Origin of the sequence: Proteus sp. NMG38-2 (genome assembly GCF_020640995.1) — a bacterium.
Classification (GTDB): Bacteria; Pseudomonadota; Gammaproteobacteria; order Enterobacterales; family Enterobacteriaceae; genus Proteus.
The window spans coordinates 4,164,844-4,186,815 of the sequence record NZ_CP085481.1; the positions used below are offsets into that span (position 1 = coordinate 4,164,844).

General features: G+C 39.5%; 23 protein-coding genes. 15 read left to right on the top strand and 8 right to left on the bottom strand.

Annotation, left to right across the window (positions count from 1 at the left end; translation table 11 throughout):
* Positions 1-89 precede the first annotated feature (89 nt).
* Both LG402_RS19515 and LG402_RS19520 read left to right on the top strand, forming a co-directional pair.
* Positions 90-1,448: an NCS2 family permease gene (locus tag LG402_RS19515; protein ID WP_166539133.1), complete on the top strand. Its 1,359-nt coding sequence runs from the start codon at positions 90-92 to the stop codon at positions 1,446-1,448.
* 80 nt (positions 1,449-1,528) lie between these two features.
* On the top strand, positions 1,529-1,840 hold the full coding sequence (locus tag LG402_RS19520) for a monooxygenase (protein ID WP_166539134.1): 312 nt from the start codon (positions 1,529-1,531) through the stop codon (positions 1,838-1,840).
* Positions 1,841-1,889: 49 nt separating this feature from the next.
* Here the strand turns inward: LG402_RS19520 and LG402_RS19525 are convergent, their stop codons facing one another.
* Both LG402_RS19525 and LG402_RS19530 read right to left on the bottom strand, forming a co-directional pair.
* Entirely contained in the window at positions 1,890-2,438 is a 549-nt protein-coding gene (locus tag LG402_RS19525; RefSeq protein ID WP_166539135.1) for a GNAT family N-acetyltransferase, read from the bottom strand.
* Positions 2,439-2,440: 2 nt separating this feature from the next.
* Positions 2,441-3,913, bottom strand: coding sequence for a glycosyltransferase family 39 protein (locus LG402_RS19530; protein WP_227336158.1), 1,473 nt, complete (start codon positions 3,911-3,913; stop codon positions 2,441-2,443).
* Positions 3,914-4,101: 188 nt separating this feature from the next.
* Here LG402_RS19530 and yihI point away from each other — a divergent pair, with 188 nt between their 5' ends.
* The 6 genes from yihI to LG402_RS19560 all read left to right on the top strand — a co-directional run bounded on the left by yihI (position 4,102) and on the right by LG402_RS19560 (position 10,211).
* On the top strand, positions 4,102-4,599 hold the full coding sequence (gene yihI / locus LG402_RS19535; protein WP_109408983.1) for a Der GTPase-activating protein YihI: 498 nt from the start codon (positions 4,102-4,104) through the stop codon (positions 4,597-4,599).
* A gap of 241 nt (positions 4,600-4,840) precedes the next feature.
* On the top strand, positions 4,841-6,286 hold the full coding sequence (locus LG402_RS19540) for a DUF4026 domain-containing protein (RefSeq protein WP_166539137.1): 1,446 nt from the start codon (positions 4,841-4,843) through the stop codon (positions 6,284-6,286).
* Positions 6,287-6,697: 411 nt separating this feature from the next.
* Entirely contained in the window at positions 6,698-6,934 is a 237-nt protein-coding gene (gene feoA, locus LG402_RS19545) for a ferrous iron transporter A (RefSeq protein ID WP_036914344.1), read from the top strand.
* Between the two features lie 48 nt (positions 6,935-6,982).
* On the top strand, positions 6,983-9,310 hold the full coding sequence (gene feoB / locus LG402_RS19550; protein ID WP_166539138.1) for a Fe(2+) transporter permease subunit FeoB: 2,328 nt from the start codon (positions 6,983-6,985) through the stop codon (positions 9,308-9,310).
* 19 nt (positions 9,311-9,329) lie between these two features.
* Positions 9,330-9,560 carry a FeoC-like transcriptional regulator gene (locus LG402_RS19555; protein ID WP_072068859.1) on the top strand — a complete coding sequence of 77 codons (231 nt, stop codon included), beginning with the start codon at positions 9,330-9,332 and terminating at the stop codon, positions 9,558-9,560.
* A gap of 180 nt (positions 9,561-9,740) precedes the next feature.
* Complete coding sequence (locus tag LG402_RS19560; RefSeq protein ID WP_166539139.1) at positions 9,741-10,211, top strand: OsmC family protein; 471 nt, start codon at positions 9,741-9,743, stop codon at positions 10,209-10,211.
* A gap of 43 nt (positions 10,212-10,254) precedes the next feature.
* Here the strand turns inward: LG402_RS19560 and bioH are convergent, their stop codons facing one another.
* Positions 10,255-11,028: a pimeloyl-ACP methyl ester esterase BioH gene (gene bioH, locus LG402_RS19565; RefSeq protein WP_166539140.1), complete on the bottom strand. Its 774-nt coding sequence runs from the start codon at positions 11,026-11,028 to the stop codon at positions 10,255-10,257.
* 36 nt (positions 11,029-11,064) lie between these two features.
* On the opposite strand from bioH, the gene gntX reads away from it, so the two are divergent.
* The 6 genes from gntX to glpD all read left to right on the top strand — a co-directional run bounded on the left by gntX (position 11,065) and on the right by glpD (position 16,339).
* The gene (gene gntX, locus LG402_RS19570) at positions 11,065-11,757 is read left to right on the top strand and encodes a DNA utilization protein GntX (RefSeq protein ID WP_227336159.1); all 693 of its coding nucleotides are present in this window, start codon (positions 11,065-11,067) and stop codon (positions 11,755-11,757) included.
* 60 nt (positions 11,758-11,817) lie between these two features.
* The gene (gene nfuA, locus LG402_RS19575) at positions 11,818-12,396 is read left to right on the top strand and encodes a Fe-S biogenesis protein NfuA (protein ID WP_072068863.1); all 579 of its coding nucleotides are present in this window, start codon (positions 11,818-11,820) and stop codon (positions 12,394-12,396) included.
* Between the two features lie 179 nt (positions 12,397-12,575).
* Complete coding sequence (gene glpE, locus LG402_RS19580) at positions 12,576-12,902, top strand: thiosulfate sulfurtransferase GlpE (protein WP_166539143.1); 327 nt, start codon at positions 12,576-12,578, stop codon at positions 12,900-12,902.
* Positions 12,903-12,921: 19 nt separating this feature from the next.
* Positions 12,922-13,761, top strand: a complete 840-nt coding sequence (gene glpG, locus LG402_RS19585) for a rhomboid family intramembrane serine protease GlpG (RefSeq protein ID WP_109408991.1) — start codon at positions 12,922-12,924, stop codon at positions 13,759-13,761.
* Between the two features lie 38 nt (positions 13,762-13,799).
* Complete coding sequence (locus tag LG402_RS19590) at positions 13,800-14,558, top strand: DeoR/GlpR family transcriptional regulator (RefSeq protein WP_006534541.1); 759 nt, start codon at positions 13,800-13,802, stop codon at positions 14,556-14,558.
* 287 nt (positions 14,559-14,845) lie between these two features.
* Entirely contained in the window at positions 14,846-16,339 is a 1,494-nt protein-coding gene (gene glpD, locus LG402_RS19595; protein WP_227336160.1) for a glycerol-3-phosphate dehydrogenase, read from the top strand.
* A gap of 125 nt (positions 16,340-16,464) precedes the next feature.
* Here glpD and LG402_RS19600 read toward each other — a convergent pair whose 3' ends face one another.
* The gene (locus tag LG402_RS19600) at positions 16,465-16,818 is read right to left on the bottom strand and encodes a DUF488 domain-containing protein (RefSeq protein WP_109408993.1); all 354 of its coding nucleotides are present in this window, start codon (positions 16,816-16,818) and stop codon (positions 16,465-16,467) included.
* A gap of 277 nt (positions 16,819-17,095) precedes the next feature.
* Between LG402_RS19600 and metF the strand changes: the two genes are divergently transcribed.
* Entirely contained in the window at positions 17,096-17,995 is a 900-nt protein-coding gene (gene metF / locus LG402_RS19605) for a methylenetetrahydrofolate reductase (RefSeq protein WP_109408994.1), read from the top strand.
* A gap of 47 nt (positions 17,996-18,042) precedes the next feature.
* Here the strand turns inward: metF and LG402_RS19610 are convergent, their stop codons facing one another.
* The 4 genes from LG402_RS19610 to LG402_RS19625 form a co-directional block, all read right to left on the bottom strand.
* Positions 18,043-18,633, bottom strand: a complete 591-nt coding sequence (locus tag LG402_RS19610; protein ID WP_109408995.1) for a DUF4291 domain-containing protein — start codon at positions 18,631-18,633, stop codon at positions 18,043-18,045.
* A gap of 256 nt (positions 18,634-18,889) precedes the next feature.
* Complete coding sequence (locus LG402_RS19615; protein WP_166539145.1) at positions 18,890-19,894, bottom strand: LacI family DNA-binding transcriptional regulator; 1,005 nt, start codon at positions 19,892-19,894, stop codon at positions 18,890-18,892.
* Positions 19,895-19,953: 59 nt separating this feature from the next.
* Positions 19,954-21,474 carry a tripartite tricarboxylate transporter permease gene (locus tag LG402_RS19620; RefSeq protein ID WP_166539146.1) on the bottom strand — a complete coding sequence of 507 codons (1,521 nt, stop codon included), beginning with the start codon at positions 21,472-21,474 and terminating at the stop codon, positions 19,954-19,956.
* 20 nt (positions 21,475-21,494) lie between these two features.
* Complete coding sequence (locus tag LG402_RS19625; protein ID WP_151436395.1) at positions 21,495-21,956, bottom strand: tripartite tricarboxylate transporter TctB family protein; 462 nt, start codon at positions 21,954-21,956, stop codon at positions 21,495-21,497.
* Positions 21,957-21,972: the final 16 nt, after the last annotated feature.

Genomic DNA, 21,972 nt, shown 5'->3' on the forward strand with positions numbered 1-21,972 from the left:
TCTACGCAATCGATTACTTTTTTAGGTGCAGTTATTGTTTTATTTGTGTAGGATAAAGCGAAAAACATTTTTTTTGGGATCTTTTGTCTATGAGCATGTCATCACCAAATTCTGGATCACAGGGTTTGCTCCAACGCCTGTTTAAGCTACAAGAACACGGCACAAACGCTCGCACCGAACTGATTGCGGGTATCACGACTTTCTTAACGATGGTTTATATTATCTTCGTTAACCCTCAAATTCTTGCTGCTGCCAATATGGATATCAAAGCCGTCTTCGTGACGACCTGCTTAATTGCGGCTTTCGGCAGTATTTTAATGGGATTAGTGGCAAATTTACCTATTGCCGTTGCACCTGCGATGGGCTTAAACGCATTCTTTGCCTTCGTCGTCGTTGGTGCTATGGGTTACTCATGGGAAGTCGCTATGGGTGCGATCTTTTGGGGTGCAGTAGGGCTATTTTTACTGACTCTCTTTCGTATTCGCTACTGGATAATTGCCCATATTCCACTGAGCTTACGTGTTGGTATTACTAGCGGTATCGGTCTTTTTATCGCCATGATGGGCTTAAAAAACTCCGGTATTATTATTCCTAATAATGACACTATCGTTACTATCGGTAATTTTGCTTCTCATAACGTATTATTAGGTGCATTAGGCTTTTTTATTATCGCTATTCTTGCTGCTCGTAATATTCATGCCGCCATTCTTATCTCAATTGTTATCACCACTGTAATTAGTCTTCTTTTAGGTGATGTTCAATATCAAGGTATCTTTGCTGTTCCTCCTTCTATCACCACCGTTGTTGGTAAAGTTGATATTATGGGAGCCTTAGATATCGGTCTTTCTGGCGTGATCTTTGCTTTTATGTTGGTTAACCTATTTGACTCTTCAGGCACATTAATTGGTGTTACTGATAAAGCAGGTTTAACTGATGACAAAGGTAAGTTTCCACGAATGAAACAAGCGTTATACGTCGATAGCTTAAGTTCTGTTGCAGGCTCTGCAATGGGAACATCTTCCGTAACCGCCTTTATCGAAAGTACTTCTGGTGTTTCTGTTGGTGGTCGCACAGGTTTAACTGCAGTTGTTGTGGGTATTCTTTTCTTACTCGCTATCTTCTTATCACCACTAGCAGGTATGGTGCCAAGCTATGCGACAGCAGGTGCACTGATTTATGTGGGTGTATTAATGACATCCAGCCTTACACGCGTGAAATGGGATGATTTAACAGAATCCGTTCCTGCTTTTATCACCGCAGTCATGATGCCATTTAGCTTCTCAATTACAGAAGGTATCGCACTAGGCTTTATTGCTTATTGTGTTATGAAAGTGGGTACTTTCCGCTGGAAAGAAATTAATCTATGTGTTGTGATTGTTTCACTGCTATTTATTTTAAAAATATTGCTGATTGATACTCATGTGATTGATTTGAATTCTTTATTCTAATATTCAATAAATTAAGATCATCATGATACAGATAAAACGGCACCAATAACGTGCCGTTTTTTATAAGAAAAGAGGTGATTATGCACGTACTTTTACAAGTAGATTTCCCTTATCATGGTCCTTTCGGAGATGAAATGACACAAGCTATGGATGCATTATCTGCATCAATCAATCAAGAGCCTGGCTTTATTTGGAAAATTTGGACTGAAAATAAAGAAACCCAAAAAGCAGGTGGGATTTATCTTTTTGATTCAGAAGAAAATGCTCAAGCTTATTTAGAGAAACATAGCGCTCGGTTAAAATCGTTTGGTATTCCAGAAATACGTGGTGATATTTTTGCAGTAAACCAAACTTTAAGCTTAAAAAATCAAGCCTATTTTTTGGCTAAGTAGCTAAAAGCACAAGTGTTATATGCCACTTGTGCCTTTCTATTTTCTGCAATTACTCTGCTTTTGTGGGCAATAACAAACCAAAAACAATAGAATCAGAAACCTCATCACCCACTATCCAACGCTGTTTAAGATATCCTTCCTGTTCAAAACCTAACTTCGCTAATAAAGCAGCTGATGCTTTATTATTCGGATGAATATCCGCTTCTAAACGACGAACAGATAAATGTGTTTGTAGGTACGTGATAAACGCAACCATGGCTTCCTTCATGATCCCTTTCCCTTGATATGGTGTATCAAGGCAATACCCTATTTCGCCTCGTCGAGAACTAGAATAATGATTAAAGAAAACACACATTCCCATTAGTGTATTCGTCTCTTTCTCTATTACCGCTAAGCGCAGATACTCTTTTCTTTCCATATGCGTAATATCTTGAATGATATCTTCTTGCGCTTCTTGCAGTGATTGCCAAGGAAGATGGCTCCAGTAGCGAGTGACTTCAGGTGAACTCATAATATTAAACCAATTTTCAGCGTCTCCCATTTTAAAGGGACGTAAAATCAATCTTGGTGTTTCAACCTGAATATCAGCGTAACGCATTTCTACTTTTCCTTATGAGTCCTTGGAGCTACAAGTGCAATACAAACGGGCTCTGCAATAGCATTTGGCTCAGAACGAAACATTATCTCTTGAGTATCAACTATTTTTAAACTTGGCCAGTATTTTAATCCTTTATCAAAAGAGGCTTTTTCACAGTAATAGCCCACTTCGCTGATCAATACGACGCCTTTCTCTTCTAATTGTTGAAGCGTGATATGCCGATTATAGATATTAGGTGGTTGCACATTTTCTTCTAATATCCAAGGCTGTGAAGATAGAGGCCTATCTTTACCATAAAAAGTTACCCATTCATGCATATATTCACCACCCACATACGCTAACGGGGTGTGATAATGTTGATGCCAAGCTTGTTCAACCTCTTGCACAAATGTTTTGATACCAATAAATTTTTGACCCGCATTACGCACATTAGCTGCTTGTACGACGGTATAGCCAGAAACAACCAACATGCCAAACACACCTAAACCGTACAATACACCACGCAATGAACGCTTAGGCATGACACTAATTGAACCCACAAAAAGTGCAGTCGCTATCGACATAAATGGCTGTAACCACTCCGTAATACGGCCACCTTCATGAAAGCTAAACCAAGTAAAAATAATTGCTAATGGGAATAACAAAATAAAATTCAATAATTGACTATCTGAAGATGCAGACCAACTTAATCGACCACCATAAAGACGTAATATTGCCCACATCAAGATAATAGGATAAAAAACCGTCAGTGCAGCACGCGTTGTACGCAAATTAAAACGGCTCTCTATTTGAGAATCAACCCATTTAAACGCGGCAAAGTCGGTTTGCCATAACCAAATAAAATTAGGGATAACAAAAGCAAACCAAATCGCAATCGCCAAATAAAAATAAGGTGAACGATAGCTCACTCGCACTTTAGGGACAAATAGGCTTAATAAGAAGACAGAACCCATAAAAGCTAGTGATGAGTATTTCCCCATTGTGGCAATACCCATAACAATAGCAAAACCAATCCAATATTTTTGATTGTCATTGATTGCACAGAGGAAAAAATAAAGAGCCCAAGCCCAGCAACCGACTAGAATATAGTTATCGTTATAAGGGATAATATCGAAGTTAATAATGCCAGATAAATTAAGCCCTAACATGGCAAACCATGCAAGATTAGTGTTGCGTGTCAATTTATAAGCTAAATTCCAGACACCTAATAACCCAATGGCAATCACAATAAAGTGGATAAAATACCAATAAAAGCTAAAATCGACACCGCCATAAATAGCAGGTGACATTATAAAGCCAACAAACCAAGGGTTTTTAGGGGAACCCCAACCTCCATTGGTGCCCCAATTGACCGCTTCTACGGCATCATAAGGCACCGTAGGGTCAAAAAGATAGCTGACTAAGATCCACAGTGCCGCATAGCCAATAACCCACCAATATACCGGTTTACGCAATTGCGCAGATGATAATGTCATAATAAATAGAAAGTTAAGTTGATAAATTTAATTTTGTTATTAAAGAATGTCACAACACAGTAAAGTATAGTGAAATGAACCGCACATTGTACGTGAGCAAAAATTAAATTGTCTTAAATTTGCGCTTTTATTGAAAATTTGTTTCTGATAGATTGCGCAACCAAGAAGATCACTACCGAGTTACCATTATGAATATGATTAAAAGAAAGCCCGCAGCAAAAACACGTAAAAAAACACGTGAAGAGCTGAACGCGGAAGGACGTGAACGCAAACGTCAAAAGAAACACCGCGGCAATCCTGCTGGTAACCGTCAGCAGGAAATGGAAAATAAAAACCAAACTAAAAATACAGCACCGAAAGATCCACGTATTGGTAGTAAAAAACCAATCCCTCTGATTGTCGGTGATGCACCTAAAGTGACGAAGAAAAAACCCGCGCCTATCAAACCAGAGCCGGTTCGTTTAACACCTGAACAAGAATTAGACTTGTTAGAAAACGATGCTCGTTTAGATGAATTACTGTCTCGCCTTGAAAATGGTGAAAAACTTAATGCTGAAGAACAGGCTTATACTGAGAAAACCCTTGATCGCATTGACGAATTAATGGTTGAACTTGGTATTGAGTTTGAAGATGATGACGATGAAGAAAAAACTGAAGACATCATGCAATTACTGAAAGGTAAATAATCAAAAGGCTAATCATTTTCTTTGATTATCTTACATCTAATGGATATCAATAACTTATTGATATCCATTAATTTTTATATACGATCTATTTTTTCATATTTGATTTATGTTTGAAAATACCCTTTTCTTGTGATGACATAAACAAACCTATCAAGCTCAGATAACTCCGCCTATTCCTCTCTTATCATCCCTGATATTCTATTTTTCCATCTTTAATATAAATATACGAGTGATAAGAAATATGGATAACAGACAGCAGTACTTAGATATCGCAGCCGGGCAAGGAGAAAAAGTGCCCTCTCGTATAGTGGCTTTTCCTGCACAGCCACTAAACTATGCACTTATTGAGCAACGCCTAGAAGAGCAGACGGATTATACTGATGGTGAAATCAATTATCTGAGTGAAAATATTGATGATGGTTTTTTCTATCGTTGCCAACATGGCGATAATGAATTGCATTTTTTTGTCTGTCTTTACCCTAGAGATGAAGATTATGAAATACGCCCAATGTATTCAACAGATGAACTTACCCCGCAATTATTAGCGCACGCAAATGCCACAACTCAAGATTTATTATTAGAAACGCTATTTACTGAGGCGTTGCATCCCTTAGCAAGTTACCGCCATCAACTGAATTTTCTAAATATCATTGCTCCTGAAATGGTTTTAGCATTAGATGAATCAGCAGCAGGTAAAGCCTTATCACCAGAGTGGATCCGCTTTCAATTAGAAACCCCCGATCTCTATCCTGAAGTAGAAAGCTTATATGTTATTCATGCTGTCTATGACACAGAAAATGATCCACCAACCATGTTTTGGTTCCATACTCATGGGCTCGCACGCTGTGGCTTAACTGAAGTCGATTTAGTTATTCCAAGTATGCTTGAATCTTACTATGGTATCCCTGATCTCTTCCGCTGCTTTGTTAACAACAGTATTAATCATCGCCAAATCGAATTTGGTGAACCAATGCTTTGTGGGCAAACATCATCAGGTTTAGAGTATCTTGTTGCCTTACCTTTTGAAGAAGGTATCCGCCATATTAATCAATCAACACCTCTCGAAAACCTTAGATCTTTAGAAGAGATGCGTTACGACACTGAAGGCGCACCAAACGGCGTTTTCTTAGGTGATCTAGCCGATCGTGACGAGTATCACCAACACCCTTCATCTATGCTATTTAGAACCAATGAAGAAAATCCTGTTTTAGAAACCTTCTTTAAAGGTTATGAAGAGCAGCAAGCCATGATGCTACTACGTAGCAATGAAGAAACCTATGAAATGTCTGAAAAAGCCAAACGACGCTGGGAATACTTTGTTTCTATGTTTGATAACTACAATCAACCACCTGTCGAAAAAAAGAACGGTTTTCTTTCGAAATTATTAGGTAAAGAAAAACCCGAAGAGACCGAAAACCCTTGGCAATTTATGATCAAATTCGGTATTCCTTACGGTGAAGAGGAAGAAAAAGAGCTTGAACATATGTGGTTTGTGCCACAGTCTCGTGATGGTGACACTGTTTATGCCAAATTACTCAACGTGCCATTTTATGTTAAAGAGATGCAAGAAGGTGAAATCTATCCCATCAATATAGATTTAATTACTGATTGGGTCGTTTCATTCGAAGATGATAGTTATACCCCTAACAATATTTACCAGCTTTTTAGCCACCAGCAAACTCACTAATTAGCTAACAATCTCACGCCTTTAATGCGGGTTTCTTATTTAATCATGATGAGAAACCCGTTTTTAAATTTCAGTAAAATCTACTTTCATCTGGTGACCAGTTAACATTATTAATTGATTGTTATTTTGTTGCTACATTGACATCTCAACTCTTCACATTTTGTTTTTGTCTAGTAACAGATAGAGAAAACAGTCTGATTTCCTCCCAATATCTTTTCTCTGGTTGATTTAAATCAAGTGTGGATAAGTGTAGAGTAGGCTAAATTATACCCAATAAAGATAATTATAATTCTCATTAGCATTAAAAATATTTATTATAATTATCCTGACTCTTATTATGTGAATTTTTATATACGTTAATAATTATCAGTATCATTATTTTTTGTATCAATATTCGTGGAAGAACGATTTATGTCACTGATCCCAAATCACAGTTATAAAATCTTGAGCTACTCACCTCAGATTAGCCCTGCATACAGGCAAAAATTGTTATCTTTAGGTATGTTGCCTGGCGCTGTGTTTAACGTTATTCGTATCGCACCACTGGGTGATCCTATTCAAATAGAAACGCACCGAGTATCCCTCATTTTGAGAAAAAAAGATCTCGCACTTATCAACCTTAGCGAAGTGGTTCATAACGAAAAATAATCGTTATTTCTCATTCAACCAGGCAAGACAACTATTGGCACCACTATTATGACTCCTCTCACTATAGGCCTTATCGGCAACCCCAATGCTGGTAAAACGACACTTTTTAATCAGTTAACAGGCTCTCGCCAGCGCGTAGGTAACTGGGCGGGTGTGACGGTCGAACGCAAAGTTGGTCGTTTCACAACGACAAATCATAAAATTGAGCTCGTCGATTTACCCGGCACTTACTCTTTAACGACAATCTCAGAACAGACATCACTTGATGAGCAAATTGCCTGTCATTTCATTTTAAGTAATGAAGCAGACATGCTGATTAACGTTGTTGATGCCTCTAATCTTGAACGTAACCTTTATTTGACATTACAACTTCTTGAGTTAGGCATTCCCTGCATTGTGGCATTAAACATGCTCGATATTGCAGAACATCAAGATATGCAAATTGATATCAAAGCATTGTCTGAACAACTGGGTTGCCCTGTTATTCCAATGGTTTCAACTAAAGCATCGGGAATGGATAAGCTCAAAGAAGCGATTGATACTTTCCCTGCTGAAAAGAAAAAACCACAAGAACTACTAACGTCTTACCCATTATGGTTACTTAATGAAGTCGAGGCACTCGCTGAAAAAATTAATCATGATGAGTTTAATTTACAGCAACGCCGTTGGATGGCATTACAGTGTTTGGAAGGGGATATTTATACCCATCAACGTGCTCAAGTTACCACCGAAGATATCAAAGCAATTCGTCAGCGAATTCAAGATGAGCACAATAATGAACCAGAATTAGTCATTGCGGATGCCCGTTATCAAAATATTGAGCGCATCTGTCATACTGTGATTAATATGGAATCTATTAAGCCAAACATCCTGACTCAAAATATCGATAAAGTGATATTAAACCGTTGGTTAGGTGTACCTATCTTCCTGTTTGTCATGTATTTAATGTTCGTTTTGGCGATTAACATCGGTGGTGCATTACAACCTGCTTTTGAGGGAGGTTCTGAAGCCATCTTTATCCATGGTATTCAATGGATTGGTGCAACTTTTAACTTCCCAGAATGGTTAACCATTTTCCTTGCACAAGGTGTCGGTGGTGGTATCAATACTGTTCTTCCACTCGTGCCACAAATCGGGATGATGTACCTCTTCTTATCCATCCTTGAAGATTCAGGTTATATGGCTCGCGCCGCATTTGTTATGGATAGATTGATGCAGGCTTTGGGTCTGCCGGGTAAATCATTCGTACCGCTGATTGTCGGCTTTGGTTGTAACGTGCCATCCATTATGGGTGCGCGCACCCTCGATGCTCCAAGAGAACGATTAATCACAGTATTAATGGCACCATTTATGTCTTGTGGTGCTCGTTTAGCTATCTTTGCGGTATTTGCGGCGGCCTTCTTCGGTAAAAACGGTGCCAGTGTTGTTTTCTCACTTTATCTTTTAGGTATTGTGGTTGCTATCCTCACAGGCTTACTGCTAAAACACACCATTATGCGCGGTGAAGCGTCACCTTTCGTGATGGAACTGCCTGTTTATCACATTCCTCACCTAAAAACGTTACTCATGCAAACATGGCAACGTCTAAAAGGTTTCGTGGTACGTGCAGGTAAAGTCATCATTATTGCCAGTATGTTTATCGGTGCATTAAATAGCTTTACCTTCTCAGGTAAACCTGCCGATAACATCAATGACTCTGCTTTGGCATCGGTCAGTAAAGTGATCACTCCATTATTACAACCTATTGGTGTTCATAACGATAACTGGCAAGCAACGGTAGGCTTAGTAACAGGGGCGATGGCAAAAGAAGTGGTTGTGGGAACATTAAATACCCTTTATACCGCGGAAAGCATTGTGAACGAGCCTTTTGATCCTGAAGAATTCGATCTTTGGGGTGAAATTAGTGACGCCTTTGGTGAAACGTGGGATAGCTTAAAAGAGACCTTTACCCTAGCTGCACTTTCTAATCCAATTGAAGCAAGTAAAGGCGATGGTGAAATGGATACCGGCACTATGGGTACCATGGGGGCTAAATTTGGCTCTGGCATTGCTGCATACAGCTATTTAATCTTTGTTTTACTGTATGTCCCTTGTGTTTCAGTAATGGGTGCTATTGCTCGTGAAACAAGCCGTGGCTGGATGACCTTCTCTATTCTTTGGGGATTAAATATTGCTTACTCATTGTCAGCGCTGTTCTATCAAGTCGCAACCTTTAGTGAGCATCCGCAAAGTAGTGGCATAACCATTGCTGCCGTGGTGATCTTTAACTTAATTCTATTTATCTTGTTGCGTAATGCTCGTAGTCGTCTAACAATTAACTTAAGCAATAAGCCTTCATTGGCTAAACAATGTTGTTCAAAAGGTAGTTGTCACTAAGTGACAAAGGAAAGTTCAGATGGCCAGTTTGATAGAAGTACGTGATTGTATCGCCCTTAATGGTCGAGCCGATGCCCGTCTTATCAGCCATCAACTCAATATGCCTGAACCGTTGGTGCAAGCAATGTTAGAGCGGCTCACATTGATGGGTAAACTTCAAGAAGTCGATGTTGAAGAGTGTCTTACGGGTAGCTGTAAAAGTTGCCCTGAAGCCACTGCCTGCCAGACAAAGCTTTATCAATTAACCTAACAAATTGATAAATGCCATTATAAAAACCCTTACTTTATGTAGGGGTTTTTATCTAATGCTTAAGATGAATCATTTTCATCTTCCTATTTAATGATTTACTTTCCTAACTATCACGGCATAATCCTTTAGTATAGACGTAAAGACGTCTGTTATTACTTCACTTTATAAGAATATAAAATTATGCCAATAACTGAATTTTCATCGACCATTACGACCGGCAAACAAGGCGGATTACAGATGCAATGTGCATCACGCCAGTTTCAATTTTTACTTGATGAACCTTTGTCATTAGGTGGAAAAGACAGTGCAATGAATCCTGTTGAAGCATTATTAGGTACATTAGGGGCTTGTAAGGGGATTGTCGCCAAAAGCTTTGCGCGTATGCATAAAATTAATCTCAACGATATTCGCATTGAAGTTAAAGGTGAATTAGATACCGATGGTTTTACGGGAAAAAATAAAGAGGCCAAATTGGGCTTTAGTAAAATTACGACACATTTTTTTATTCAAGCCGATAATAGTGAAGAAGAGATTGCTGCATTTATCGCTTTTATTGAACGCACTTGCCCTGTTTTTGACACTATTAAAAATCCACCGATTTGTGAAACATCTTATAGTGTCGAAAACCACATTGAAAATATAGCGTTATAAACTCTCAGAACTGCCCTCAAATATGGGCAGTTTTGGGTGATAACTATGATGTTATTTCACAAGCTTCAATTAACGCTTGAGCAAATTCATCAGGATGTGAAATAAACGGTGCATGAGCCGCATTACGGAAAATAACAGACGGTGAATGTGGATAAAAAGTATCTAATAATCCGGCCACTTTTCGAGGAACTAAACCGTCTAAATAACCGTAAAAACGAATAAAAGGACAACTCAACGTTTTCAATTCTTCTCGCAAATCCTCAGTACGCAAAATTTCCAATCCACCATTAAGCACTTCAACAGAAGGGAGTGGTTGTTCTAACACCACTGATTTTAATGCTTTCATATCTTCACGGGCACTTTGTGTGCCCAATGTTTGCAGTGCTAAAAAGCGCTCAACTGTGCGATGAAAATTCTCATTTAGCTGTTGTTCAAATCCTTTTAAAACCTCAGGTTTGATCCCCGGCCAATCCTCATGAGCACCAAAACAAGGTGAAGAAGCCACTGTAATCAGCGCTTGCACATTATTGGGATTATCTAAAACAACACGGCTAGCGACTAATCCACCTAAAGACCATCCTAACCAAATGGCATTAGCAGGCGCTTTAGCAAAAACAATGTCAGCCATCTCTTTTAATGTGAGAACAGGAAAACCTTGGCTACGTCCATAACCCGGTAAATCAACAAGATGCAGTGTAAAATGCGAACTTAGTCGCGATATTAATGATTGCCAGACCTCTGCATTCAATCCCCATCCGTGTAATAGCACAAGATGCGTTTTTCCTTCACCAATTGTCTGCCAATACAGTTTATTCATTGCTATGCTCTCTTCTCTTTTACAAGGATGTTCATTATGTGGATAACAATAGCAGGATATTGTTGGCTATGTCGTCAACCCTTAATTTATGATACTAAAGGCATTTGTTCGAGTTGTATTCGACATCTACCAAAACAACAAAATCGTTGCCCTTGCTGTTTATATCCTTCTCATCATTCTATGATGTTGTGTGGGCGTTGCTTACAATCACCACCGCTATGGAAACAGATGTTGACAGTCACCGACTATCAACCGCCATTAAATAAATTATTACACCTTTATAAATATCAACCTCGCCCTCAGATAGCCTTATGTCTTGCACGACTTTTTCTATTGCGATGGTTCTCACATCGACGAGAAAATTTAGTGCAGAAACCTGACAGAATAATTAGCGTTCCTTCACATCGTCATCGCCGTTGGTCTAGAAGCTTTGAGCAAGTAGAAGCTATCGCTAAGCCTTTGGCAAGGTGGTTAAATTGTGCTTATCAACCGAATACCCTGATAAGAACTCGTGCTACACTGATGCAAACGCATCTTAATGCCAAGCAAAGGCAACAAAATTTAAAACATGCATTTGTATTAAATAACACAGTGTCGGTATCAGGGAAAAATCTGGCACTAATTGATGATGTTATCACTACTGGTGCGACATTAAATTCCATCGTACCCTTGTTATTTCGTGCGGGAGCACGCTCTGTTGAGGTATGGGCGATTTGTCGAACCTTGTAGTTAACCGCCAATTGGGCGTATGATAACCAACCAGAACAGTCAACTATTGAGCAAGACGATATGATTATTATTACTGATGCCGCACAGGCGCATTTTGCCAAACTACTGGCTAACCAAGAACCCAACACCCAAATTCGTGTATTCGTTATCAATCCAGGCACACCTAATGCTGAATGTGGCGTTTCATACTGCCCACCTGATGCTGTAGAGCCAAACGATACTGAAATAAAGTTCGAAAAACTTTCTGCGTATGTTGATGACATCAGCGCACCTTTCTTAGAAGATGCAGAAATTGATTTTGTTACTGACCAACTAGGCTCACAATTAACCCTAAAAGCACCTAACGCAAAAATGCGTAAAGTTGATGCTGATGCACCATTAATTGAGCGTGTTGAATACGTACTGCAATCACAAATTAACCCTCAATTAGCGGGTCATGGTGGTCGCGTGAGTCTGATGGAAATCACTGAAGATGGCTATGCTATCTTACAATTCGGTGGTGGTTGTAACGGTTGTTCAATGATTGATGTCACCTTAAAAGATGGCATCGAAAAAGAACTGTTAAACCTGTTCCCTAATGAATTAAAAGGTGTGAAAGACTTAACTGAACACCAACGTGGCGAGCACTCCTACTACTGATCCCTCAGTATTAAGTCCCCTATGATATTCACCTGCACTGATATCATGGGGGATTTTTGTATTAAAATAATCATTTACAAAGCGTTACGTCATCTTTACCCATTTGGCGTTATGATAAATGTATCGTTTTCTCGCTCAGAACAAATAAATTAACTAACAATATAATAAATAAGACAATTATGGATAAGTTTCAATTTATTAGCATTGAACAAGCTTATCAATTCTGGGTATCTCAATCAGCTATTTTAGTCGATGTACGAGATCCTCAGAGTTATCGTTTTGGTCATGCAACAAATGCATTTCATCTCACCAATGAAACGCTAAATCAATTTTTACAAGATGCTGACTTTGATGTTCCTGTTATGGTGATGTGCTATCACGGCCACAGCAGTCAAGGGGCAGCTCAATATCTAGTTAATATGGGCTTTGAAACCGTTTATAGTATTAATGGTGGTTTTGAAGCATGGCAAAGAGAGTTTCCACAAGCGATAACGTCTCTGCAATAACGACGGATGAGTTTTGTCAATGATCCACATTATTACGCTTTCCAACCCTCAAGCTGCTGATTTATTTGTCAATTACATGGCAACTAAAGGTGTGCGAATTCACGCAAAAAATGAAAATCAGCAAATCTCTCTTTGGTTAGAAGACCAACATCAGTTAGAAATGGTTGAAAAAGAACTTAACACGTTTCTACGTGAGCCTTTTCATCCACGCTATCAAGCCGCAAGTTGGCAAACCGGTGATCCGAAAAATACAGGTATTAAATATCGCCCTGCCTTTTCGATAAAAAATATGGTGCAACGTTCAGGCCCACTAACGGTGCTGGTGATTATTTTATGTATCCTCGTTTTTATCTGGCAACAAGTAGTTGGCGACTATGATGTCATGCTCCATTTAGCATGGCCTTATGAAGAGAGCTTAAACTTTGAAGTCTGGCGCTATATTACTCCGGCGTTTATTCATTTTTCACTGATGCATATCGCCTTCAACCTTGCTATGTGGTGGTATCTCGCAAGTCAAACAGAGCAGCGATTGGGTACCGGTAAATTATTTGTGATCATGCTCGTTTCTGCGCTCTTTAGTAATTGGGCACAATCCTTGTTTACAGATTCCAACTTTGGTGGGCTTTCTGGTGTTGTTTACGCATTAATTGGCTATGTCGGTTTAACAGGAATACGTAATCCAGAAAAAGGTATTGGCGCCCCAACAGGTTTAATCGTTTTTTCAATTCTGTGGATTGTTGCAGGTTATATGGGCGTTTTAGGTGACTCTATCGGAAATGCTGCACATTTTGCAGGCTTCCTTATCGGCTTATTGATGGCTTTGTGGGATAATCGACATCAATTATCTCGTAGATCATAATAAAATTAACATGATATTTTTAACATTAGGGGATACCTGTGAAGCAAACGCAACGACATGATGCCATCATTGAACTGGTACGCCTACAAGGCTATGTCAGCACTGAAGAGTTGGTGGAGCATTTTGAAGTCAGCCCACAGACAATCCGACGTGATTTAAATGAATTAGCGGAAAAGAACAAAATCCAACGCCATCACGGTGGTGCGGCATTACCTTCAAGCTCCGTGAATACGGCTTATCATGATCGTAAAATCATGTGGTCTGATGAAAAATCACGTATCGCACAACGCGTGGCGAGCTTAATTCCTGATGGTGCAACACTGTTTATCGATATCGGTACAACACCCGAAGCTGTCGCACATGCATTAATTAACCACAAAAACCTCCGTATCGTGACTAACAACCTCAATGTGGCAACGTTACTGATGGGCAAAGAAGACTTTCGTTTGATCCTTGCCGGTGGTGAAGTGCGTACACGAGACGGAGGGATTGTTGGTGAAGCGACACTTGATTTTATCTCTCAATTCCGCCTTGATTACGGCATTTTAGGGATAAGTGGTATTGATATGGATGGCTCATTGCTTGAATTTGATTACCACGAAGTTCGCACTAAACGCGCAATTATCGAAAACTCGCGCTGTGTTATGTTGGTGACTGACCATTCTAAGTTTGGTCGTAATGCGATGGTAAATTTAGGCAATATGAATCTGATCGATTACTTATTTACCGATCAAGAGCCACCTGCAGGGATCCAGAAAATTGTTGAACAGCACAACGTTCAACTCGAATTATGTTAATTGAATAAACGCCCTCGAAAAGTACCTATTTAGGTACTTTTTTTTATCAATTCACCATCAAATTCAATTAACTCCTTCTATTTATTCTCTTTTTTATTAATACATTAACAATGTTGCTTATTTTCAATAAGCCCACAAACCATGTGGATATGATAATAAATTGTTATCCATATCACGCGGTTATGTTTTTTATCAGTTATATAGTTGGCATTTTCATCAAACTTCATTACAATTATGAGCGAAAACGAACATTAAAGAATTGTTTCGCGCATTCGTAGGAGGATGTTATGAAAACTCAAGACTTGATTGTCATCGGCGGCGGAATAAACGGCGCTGGAATTGCGGCGGATGCAGCTGGCCGAGGCCTTTCAGTACTTATGCTGGAAGCTCAAGACTTAGCAAGTGCGACATCTTCCGCGAGCTCTAAACTTATTCATGGTGGTTTACGTTATTTAGAACACTACGAATTCCGCTTAGTTAGCGAAGCTCTGGCAGAGCGTGAAGTGTTATTACGCTTAGCACCACATATCGCATTTCCAATGCGCTTTCGCCTGCCACACCAACCACACTTACGCCCAGCTTGGATGATCCGTATTGGTCTGTTCCTTTATGATCATTTAGGAAAACGAGTAAGCCTACCAAGCAGTAAAGGCATTAAATTTGGTGCAAACTCTGTTTTAAAACCAGAATTAACACGCGGTTTTGAATATTCAGACTGCTGGGTTGATGATGCACGTTTAGTGGTACTCAACGCACAAGAAATCGTCCGTCGTGGTGGTGAAGTGCGCACACGCACAAAAGTAACCCGCGCTTGGCGTGAAAATAATGTATGGATGGTAGAAGCACAAGATTTACGTACAGGTGAAACATCTCTCTACCAAGCGAAAGCCTTAGTAAACGCAGCAGGCCCTTGGGTTAAAACCTTATTTGATGAAGGCTTAAAACTGAAATCACCTTATGGTATCCGTTTAATTAAAGGTAGCCATATCGTTATTCCTCGTGCTCATAACGAACCACAAGCTTATATTTTACAAAACGAAGATAACCGTATTGTTTTCGTTATTCCTTGGATGGATGAGTTCTCTATCATCGGTACTACGGATGTTGAATATAAAGGCGATCCTAAAGATGTCGCTATTGATGACAACGAAATTCAGTATTTACTGAAAGTCTATAACGATCACTTTAAAAAGCAGTTAACTAAAGAAGATGTGGTGTGGGATTACTCTGGCGTGCGTCCATTATGTGACGACGAATCAGATTCACCACAAGCGATTACCCGTGACTACACCTTAGATGTGCATGATGATAATGGCCAAACACCACTGTTATCTGTATTTGGTGGTAAATTAACGACTTATCGTAAATTAGGTGAGCATGCTGTTGATAAACTTGTTGCTTACTTCCCTAACATGGGTAAACCGTGGACTAAAAATGGTCAATTACCAGGCGGTAATTTAGAAGGTTGTGATCGTGATGGTTATTCACGTTTAATTCGTCAACGTCATCCTTGGTTACCAGAAGCACTGGCACTGCGCTTTGCCCGCACTTATGGTAGCAACACCGAGTTATTGCTTGAAGGCATTACTGATTTGGCCAGCATGGGCGAAAACTTCGGTCATAATCTGTATGAAGCAGAATTACGTTATTTAGTGAAACATGAGTGGGTTATCGAAGTTGATGATGCTATTTGGCGTCGTACTAAACTCGGCATGTGGCTAAATGACGAGCAAAAACAACGTATTAGTCAATGGCTATTGGCAAATACACACACTGTATAAGAGTAGTAAAAATATTCTCTGACTCTGTTCGATGTTTTTATTAGCAATTTTTGTGGCGCCTAATACCGCGCCACTTTTTTTTCTTTTTTTCACAGTAAGAAAATCAATATATAACCTGTTGATACCTATTTAAGCTGTTTTTCTAAAAAAGCTTTTAATACTGTCGCATTATTTTGTTGCTTATCTTTACCTGAATAAAGTAATACCAACGGTTGCTCTTTGGCTATTGCGACAAGCGATTGCCAATGTTCAGGTACAGCCATTAATTCTTGCGTATAACGTTGCGTGAATTCAGTAAAATCTCCCCCTCCGCCATGAAACCATTTTCGTAATTCAGTCGAAGGCGCGACACCTTTATTCCATTCATCATAATGAAAATCTGTCTTTTTCACGCCCCTTGGCCAGAGCCTATCGACTAACACACGATAACCTTCATGCTCACCGTCTTTATCATCATAAACACGTTTACAAGTGATCATTTCGCTTCTCATCAATACGTTAGTTAGCTTTATTGTAGAAGAAAAATGAGAAGATTGATCTCTCAATACGCTCATTTTCATCATAGAGCCTTTTTCAACATGAAATTTTCTCTCCTTTTGATTGAATTATCCTCATCAAAAACAGGGTGAATAGTTGTTGACTAAATAACCTAATTAAGAGAATCTACATCTAGACGTCTAAATGGTTAGATGGGTAAATAAGTAGTGATACTTAAATAAAAATAACAACACAGTGAAAGATTGATGAGGTACAGGTATGAGCTTTTATCACGCAAGCCAACATGAAGCACTTAACCAAAATCTTGCTGAATTAGATGGCCAGATCCAAGTTTCATTTGAATTTTTTCCTCCTCGTACCGAAGAGATGGAAAATATCCTTTGGCAATCTCTTGCGCGTTTAAATACCTTAAAACCGAGCTTTGTTTCTGTGACTTATGGTGCAAACTCAGGAGAGCGTGATAGAACACACTCTATTATTAAAGGAATAAAAGAACGCACAGGATTAGAAGCAGCACCACACTTAACTTGTGTTGATGCAAGCCGCGAAGAGCTACAACATATCGCACAGGATTATTGGCAAAGTGGCATTCGTCATATTGTCGCATTACGCGGAGACTTGCCCGATAACACACAAAAACCAGAGATGTACGCCACCGATTTAGTTCACTTACTCAAAGGTGTGGGTGATTTCGATATTTCTGTTGCAGCTTATCCAGAAGTGCATCCTGAAGCGAAAAGTGCACAAGCGGATTTAATTAACTTAAAAAGAAAAGTAGATGCGGGAGCAAATCGCGCCATCACTCAATTTTTCTTTGATGTGGAAAGTTATTTACGTTTTCGCGATCGCTGTGTTTCAACAGGAATTGATGTGGAAATTGTACCGGGTATTCTACCCGTGACTAATTTTAAACAGCTAAAACGCTTTGCGGGTTTAACCAATGTAAAAATTCCAGGATGGATGAATAAAATGTTTGATGGATTAGAGAATGATCCTGAAACCCGTAGTCTGGTAGGTGCTTCAATTGCAATTGATATGGTGAAAATTTTAAGTCGTGAAGGAGTAAAAGATTTTCACTTTTATACGCTTAATCGTTCAGAATTAACCTATGCTATTTGCCACACACTGGGTGTTCGTCCTGAACTTGTTAGAGCATAAATTGACACAATTACCCCGCCAATAAAGCGGGGTGACATTCTGATGAATTATTCACCAAAGTGATACGGTTTTTCAACTGGCAATAGGCTGTATGCGGTATCAAGATCACCATTAGCAATACAAGCATCTATTTTATGTACCTTATCGGTAATATCCGTAATATTCACAATCCACTCTTTGCAATATTTTTCAACTGCTTGATTTCGCAAACCAATTTGGATGGTGCGATAACTGAGCCGATTCAAATAAATATCACGTTCAGGATCCCACTGAATGCGGATATTGCTGGTTTCTGATGCTTCTTTCCAAGCTTCAGCACTAGTATAGCGATCTGGATCAAAATGACTCACAACACCTTGAGTCAGCATCTCTTGAAAGCCTTCATGTGTAATATCAACCGCAAGAATAGAAGCTTGATTAGCGTCTTTACGTCCCCAACCAGAACGGTACATCATCCAAAGAAAGGAAGGTTTTACCCAAGTCATACGGGTCATACTAAAAGGGGGCGAAACAAATGTTCCGTTTGCGACTGCGCTCTGAGCAATAGTATTAGAATAGGCTTGATAAACACGAACAAAATCATTCGTATAATATGCCCTTACTTCACACTCAGGACATCGGTCAACATCATCGTTCATCTTTCTTTAATATCCTTTTATATTAATAAAATGGAACTATCCGCTTAAATTATGAGCCTCTGATCGCAGATAATCAAGAGCCCTTATTTTTGTTAAAGCTCTATCAATAGAGTAGCGCGCATTTATAAAAGTAAAAAAAAGAATAACAATAAAACGAACAGACTAATGTTCCTATTGTATTTTATTTATACAGTGATGAGTCAATAAATCTTGCTAATCTACTCACAAAGTGAGGCGAATAAGCGATTTAATTGACTTACTGGTTAGAAATTAGGCGCTCGATAAGCTGTGTTTTTATTAATGCAGGGGATTTAACTGTGGTGCCTGCTATCTTTGCAGACATGATTTCAAAGGCTTTTTCGACCAATAAAGCCTCATCTTGCTTCATTGACCACACGTTATTAGGTAAAAAGCTCAACATCACATGATCATCGAAGGTACCAATATGAAGGTGAGCAGGAATAACGCCTTCACGCTGACGAATAACACTCAATAGACCTTCAAGAATAGGCAGTGATGAGGCAATAAAATGAGTCGGTATTTGCTGATGTTGCTCTAAATACTGTTTCATCATTTGTTCGCCATCTTTGGTCGTATTATGTTCTGCATAAGAGACCGTGACACGACTATCATCGCCATAATGCCCTTTTATCGCTTGCACATAACCGCGCAAACGCGCTGCAATCGTGGGCAGTAATGCATCTCCCGCAAAAAAATGGATTGGCGCATCTAGCTTTATCATTGCTCTGGTCAGTTGGGCTCCACTGTCACAGTTATCTGAGGCGACACAAATAGCGTCACTCACAGAAAAATCTCTATCTAAGAAAACGAGGGGTTTTTGACGATGTTTCACATGGTGTAACTGATTTTTGCGACTAGATGAAACAATGAAAATACCATCAACATTACGTTCATCCATTGATTTGACGAGTTTATTTTCATTTTTGATATCACCATAGGTACAGCTAATTGTTAGCTGGCAACCAATTTGGTGACAATGCATCTCTAATTTTTCAGCCAACGCGGCAAAAAACGGGTTAGAAAGACGAGGAATAACCAATCCGTAGGTATCTGTTTTATTCAGCTTTAAACTTCTAGCCGCATGATTGACGGTATAGCCAAATACCTCAACATAGTCTGCTATCTTCTTTTGTGTTTTTGCACTGATCCGGTATTGATCACCTTTGCCATTTAATACCAATCTGACTGTGGTAATAGACAAATTCAGGTCATTTGCAATCTGTTCAACTGTTTTTGCCATTACATTAATATTCCATCATTGATATTGCCCTCATCGTAATGATGAGGGCCAGTTAACCTTTACTGAGCAGGTTTAGCTCGGCATTTCTTCCACATTGCTTTTAACGAAGGTCCAATAATCGGTAGGATCAACGTCAATATCGCAATACCTAAGAATGTCGCTGTAATCGGGCGTGTATACAGAATCGATAAATCACCTTGAGACATTGTTAATGCTCGACGTAAGTTAGATTCCGCCATTGGCCCTAAAATGATACCAATGACTATTGGTGACATGGAGAAATCTAGCTTAATCAATATATAAGCAAGAAGCCCCGTTCCCATCATGATAAACACATCGCGAATATCGTGGTTAACAGAATAAGCCCCAATGCTACACAATACAAAGATGATAGGAACTAATACGCGACGAGGTACATCCATCACTCGGACAAAAAGTTTCATACATAAGAAACCTAAAATGCCCATTAAAATATTCGCAACCATTAAGCCAATAAAAATGCTGTTGACTTCAACGGGGTTATCCGTAAAGAGCTGAGGTCCTAATGCCAACCCTTGCACCATAAACGCACCCATAATAATGGCAGTCGCACCATCACCAGGAATACCTAAGGTCATTAATGGCACCATACACCCACCCGTTACTGCGTTAGCACCCGCTTCTGGCGCAGAAACGCCTTCTGGTGAACCATGGCCGAACTCTTCAGGGTGTTTTGACCAACGCTTCGCTTCATTATAAGAAATAAATGAAGAGATATCGCCACCCACACCAGGAATAACGCCCACACCAGTACCAATCGCTGATGAACGTAAGTACGTCGGTAATACGCGTTTAAAATCTAACCATGTTGGTAATACACGGTGAATACGCGCACTCACTTTTCCTTCTGGGTTCTTTTGACGGCGTTCACGGTAATCTTCTTCAAAGCTAATTAAACCTTGAGAGAAAGCAAACAAACCAACGAGGATCGGAATAAAGGAGATCCCGCCCATTAAGTACACAGTATCAAAAGTAAATCGCATACCCGATGTCATCGGATCAAGACCAACTGTTGCGATAGCTAACCCAATTGCACCGCCCATTAATCCTTTGATAATCGATTGCGATGATACACTGGTAATAATACTTATGCCAAATACAGCGAGTGCAAAATACTCAGCGGCAGAGAAACCTATTGCAACTTTAGCCAACTGAGGTGCAATTACAATCAGAGCAATCGTACTAAATATCCCCCCAAACATAGAACCCATGGTGGATAAACCCAGTGCTCGCCCTGCTTCACCTCTTTTCGCCATTGGATAACCATCCAACACCGTTGCAGCAGAAGCGGGAGTACCCGGCGTACTAATCAGTATCGCAGTAATGGAGCCACCATAAACGGCACCACAATACATTCCTAATAACAATAATATCCCTGTCATTCCTTGGAAGGAGTATGTTAATGGGAGTAGCAATGCAATTCCCATATTGACTGTTAAGCCAGGTAATGCACCGATAACAATACCTGCGAATACCCCTAACAGTAGTACTGTGAATGTTTCCAAACTGAAAACAATCATAAATGCATCTAATATTTCCATATCAAAGCTCCTTTCCTGCGTTACTCAAGAAAAACAGGGATTGGTAGAGGTGAATTGAACAGGAGTTCAAAGAAAAGATACGACATCACCACAATCGCAATAGGAACCACGATAAGTGAGATCTTTTTGCGTTCATTCATCAACCACATAATGATTGGGATAAGGAGCAATGATGAAATAATGAATCCTAAGAAATATAAGCCTACTGCGTAGAATATTAATAAAAATCCTAAACCATAAGCCCGTTTAACAGCCGTCGAACTTAAATCAACAGAGCGGTGGACGTGTTTTGCTTTATCTATAATGACACTGATCCACTGAAAAATCCCCAGTAAAATAAACAAGATAGCTAAACCATAGGGCCAAAAACGCTCCCCAGGTACACCATACTCGTCAAATATGCTCATATCACGGGAGAGGTAGATAATAAGTAGCCCAAAAACTACTGAAATCGCACCGATGATGGTATTACTTTTTGTCATGTCGGGATCTCCCTGA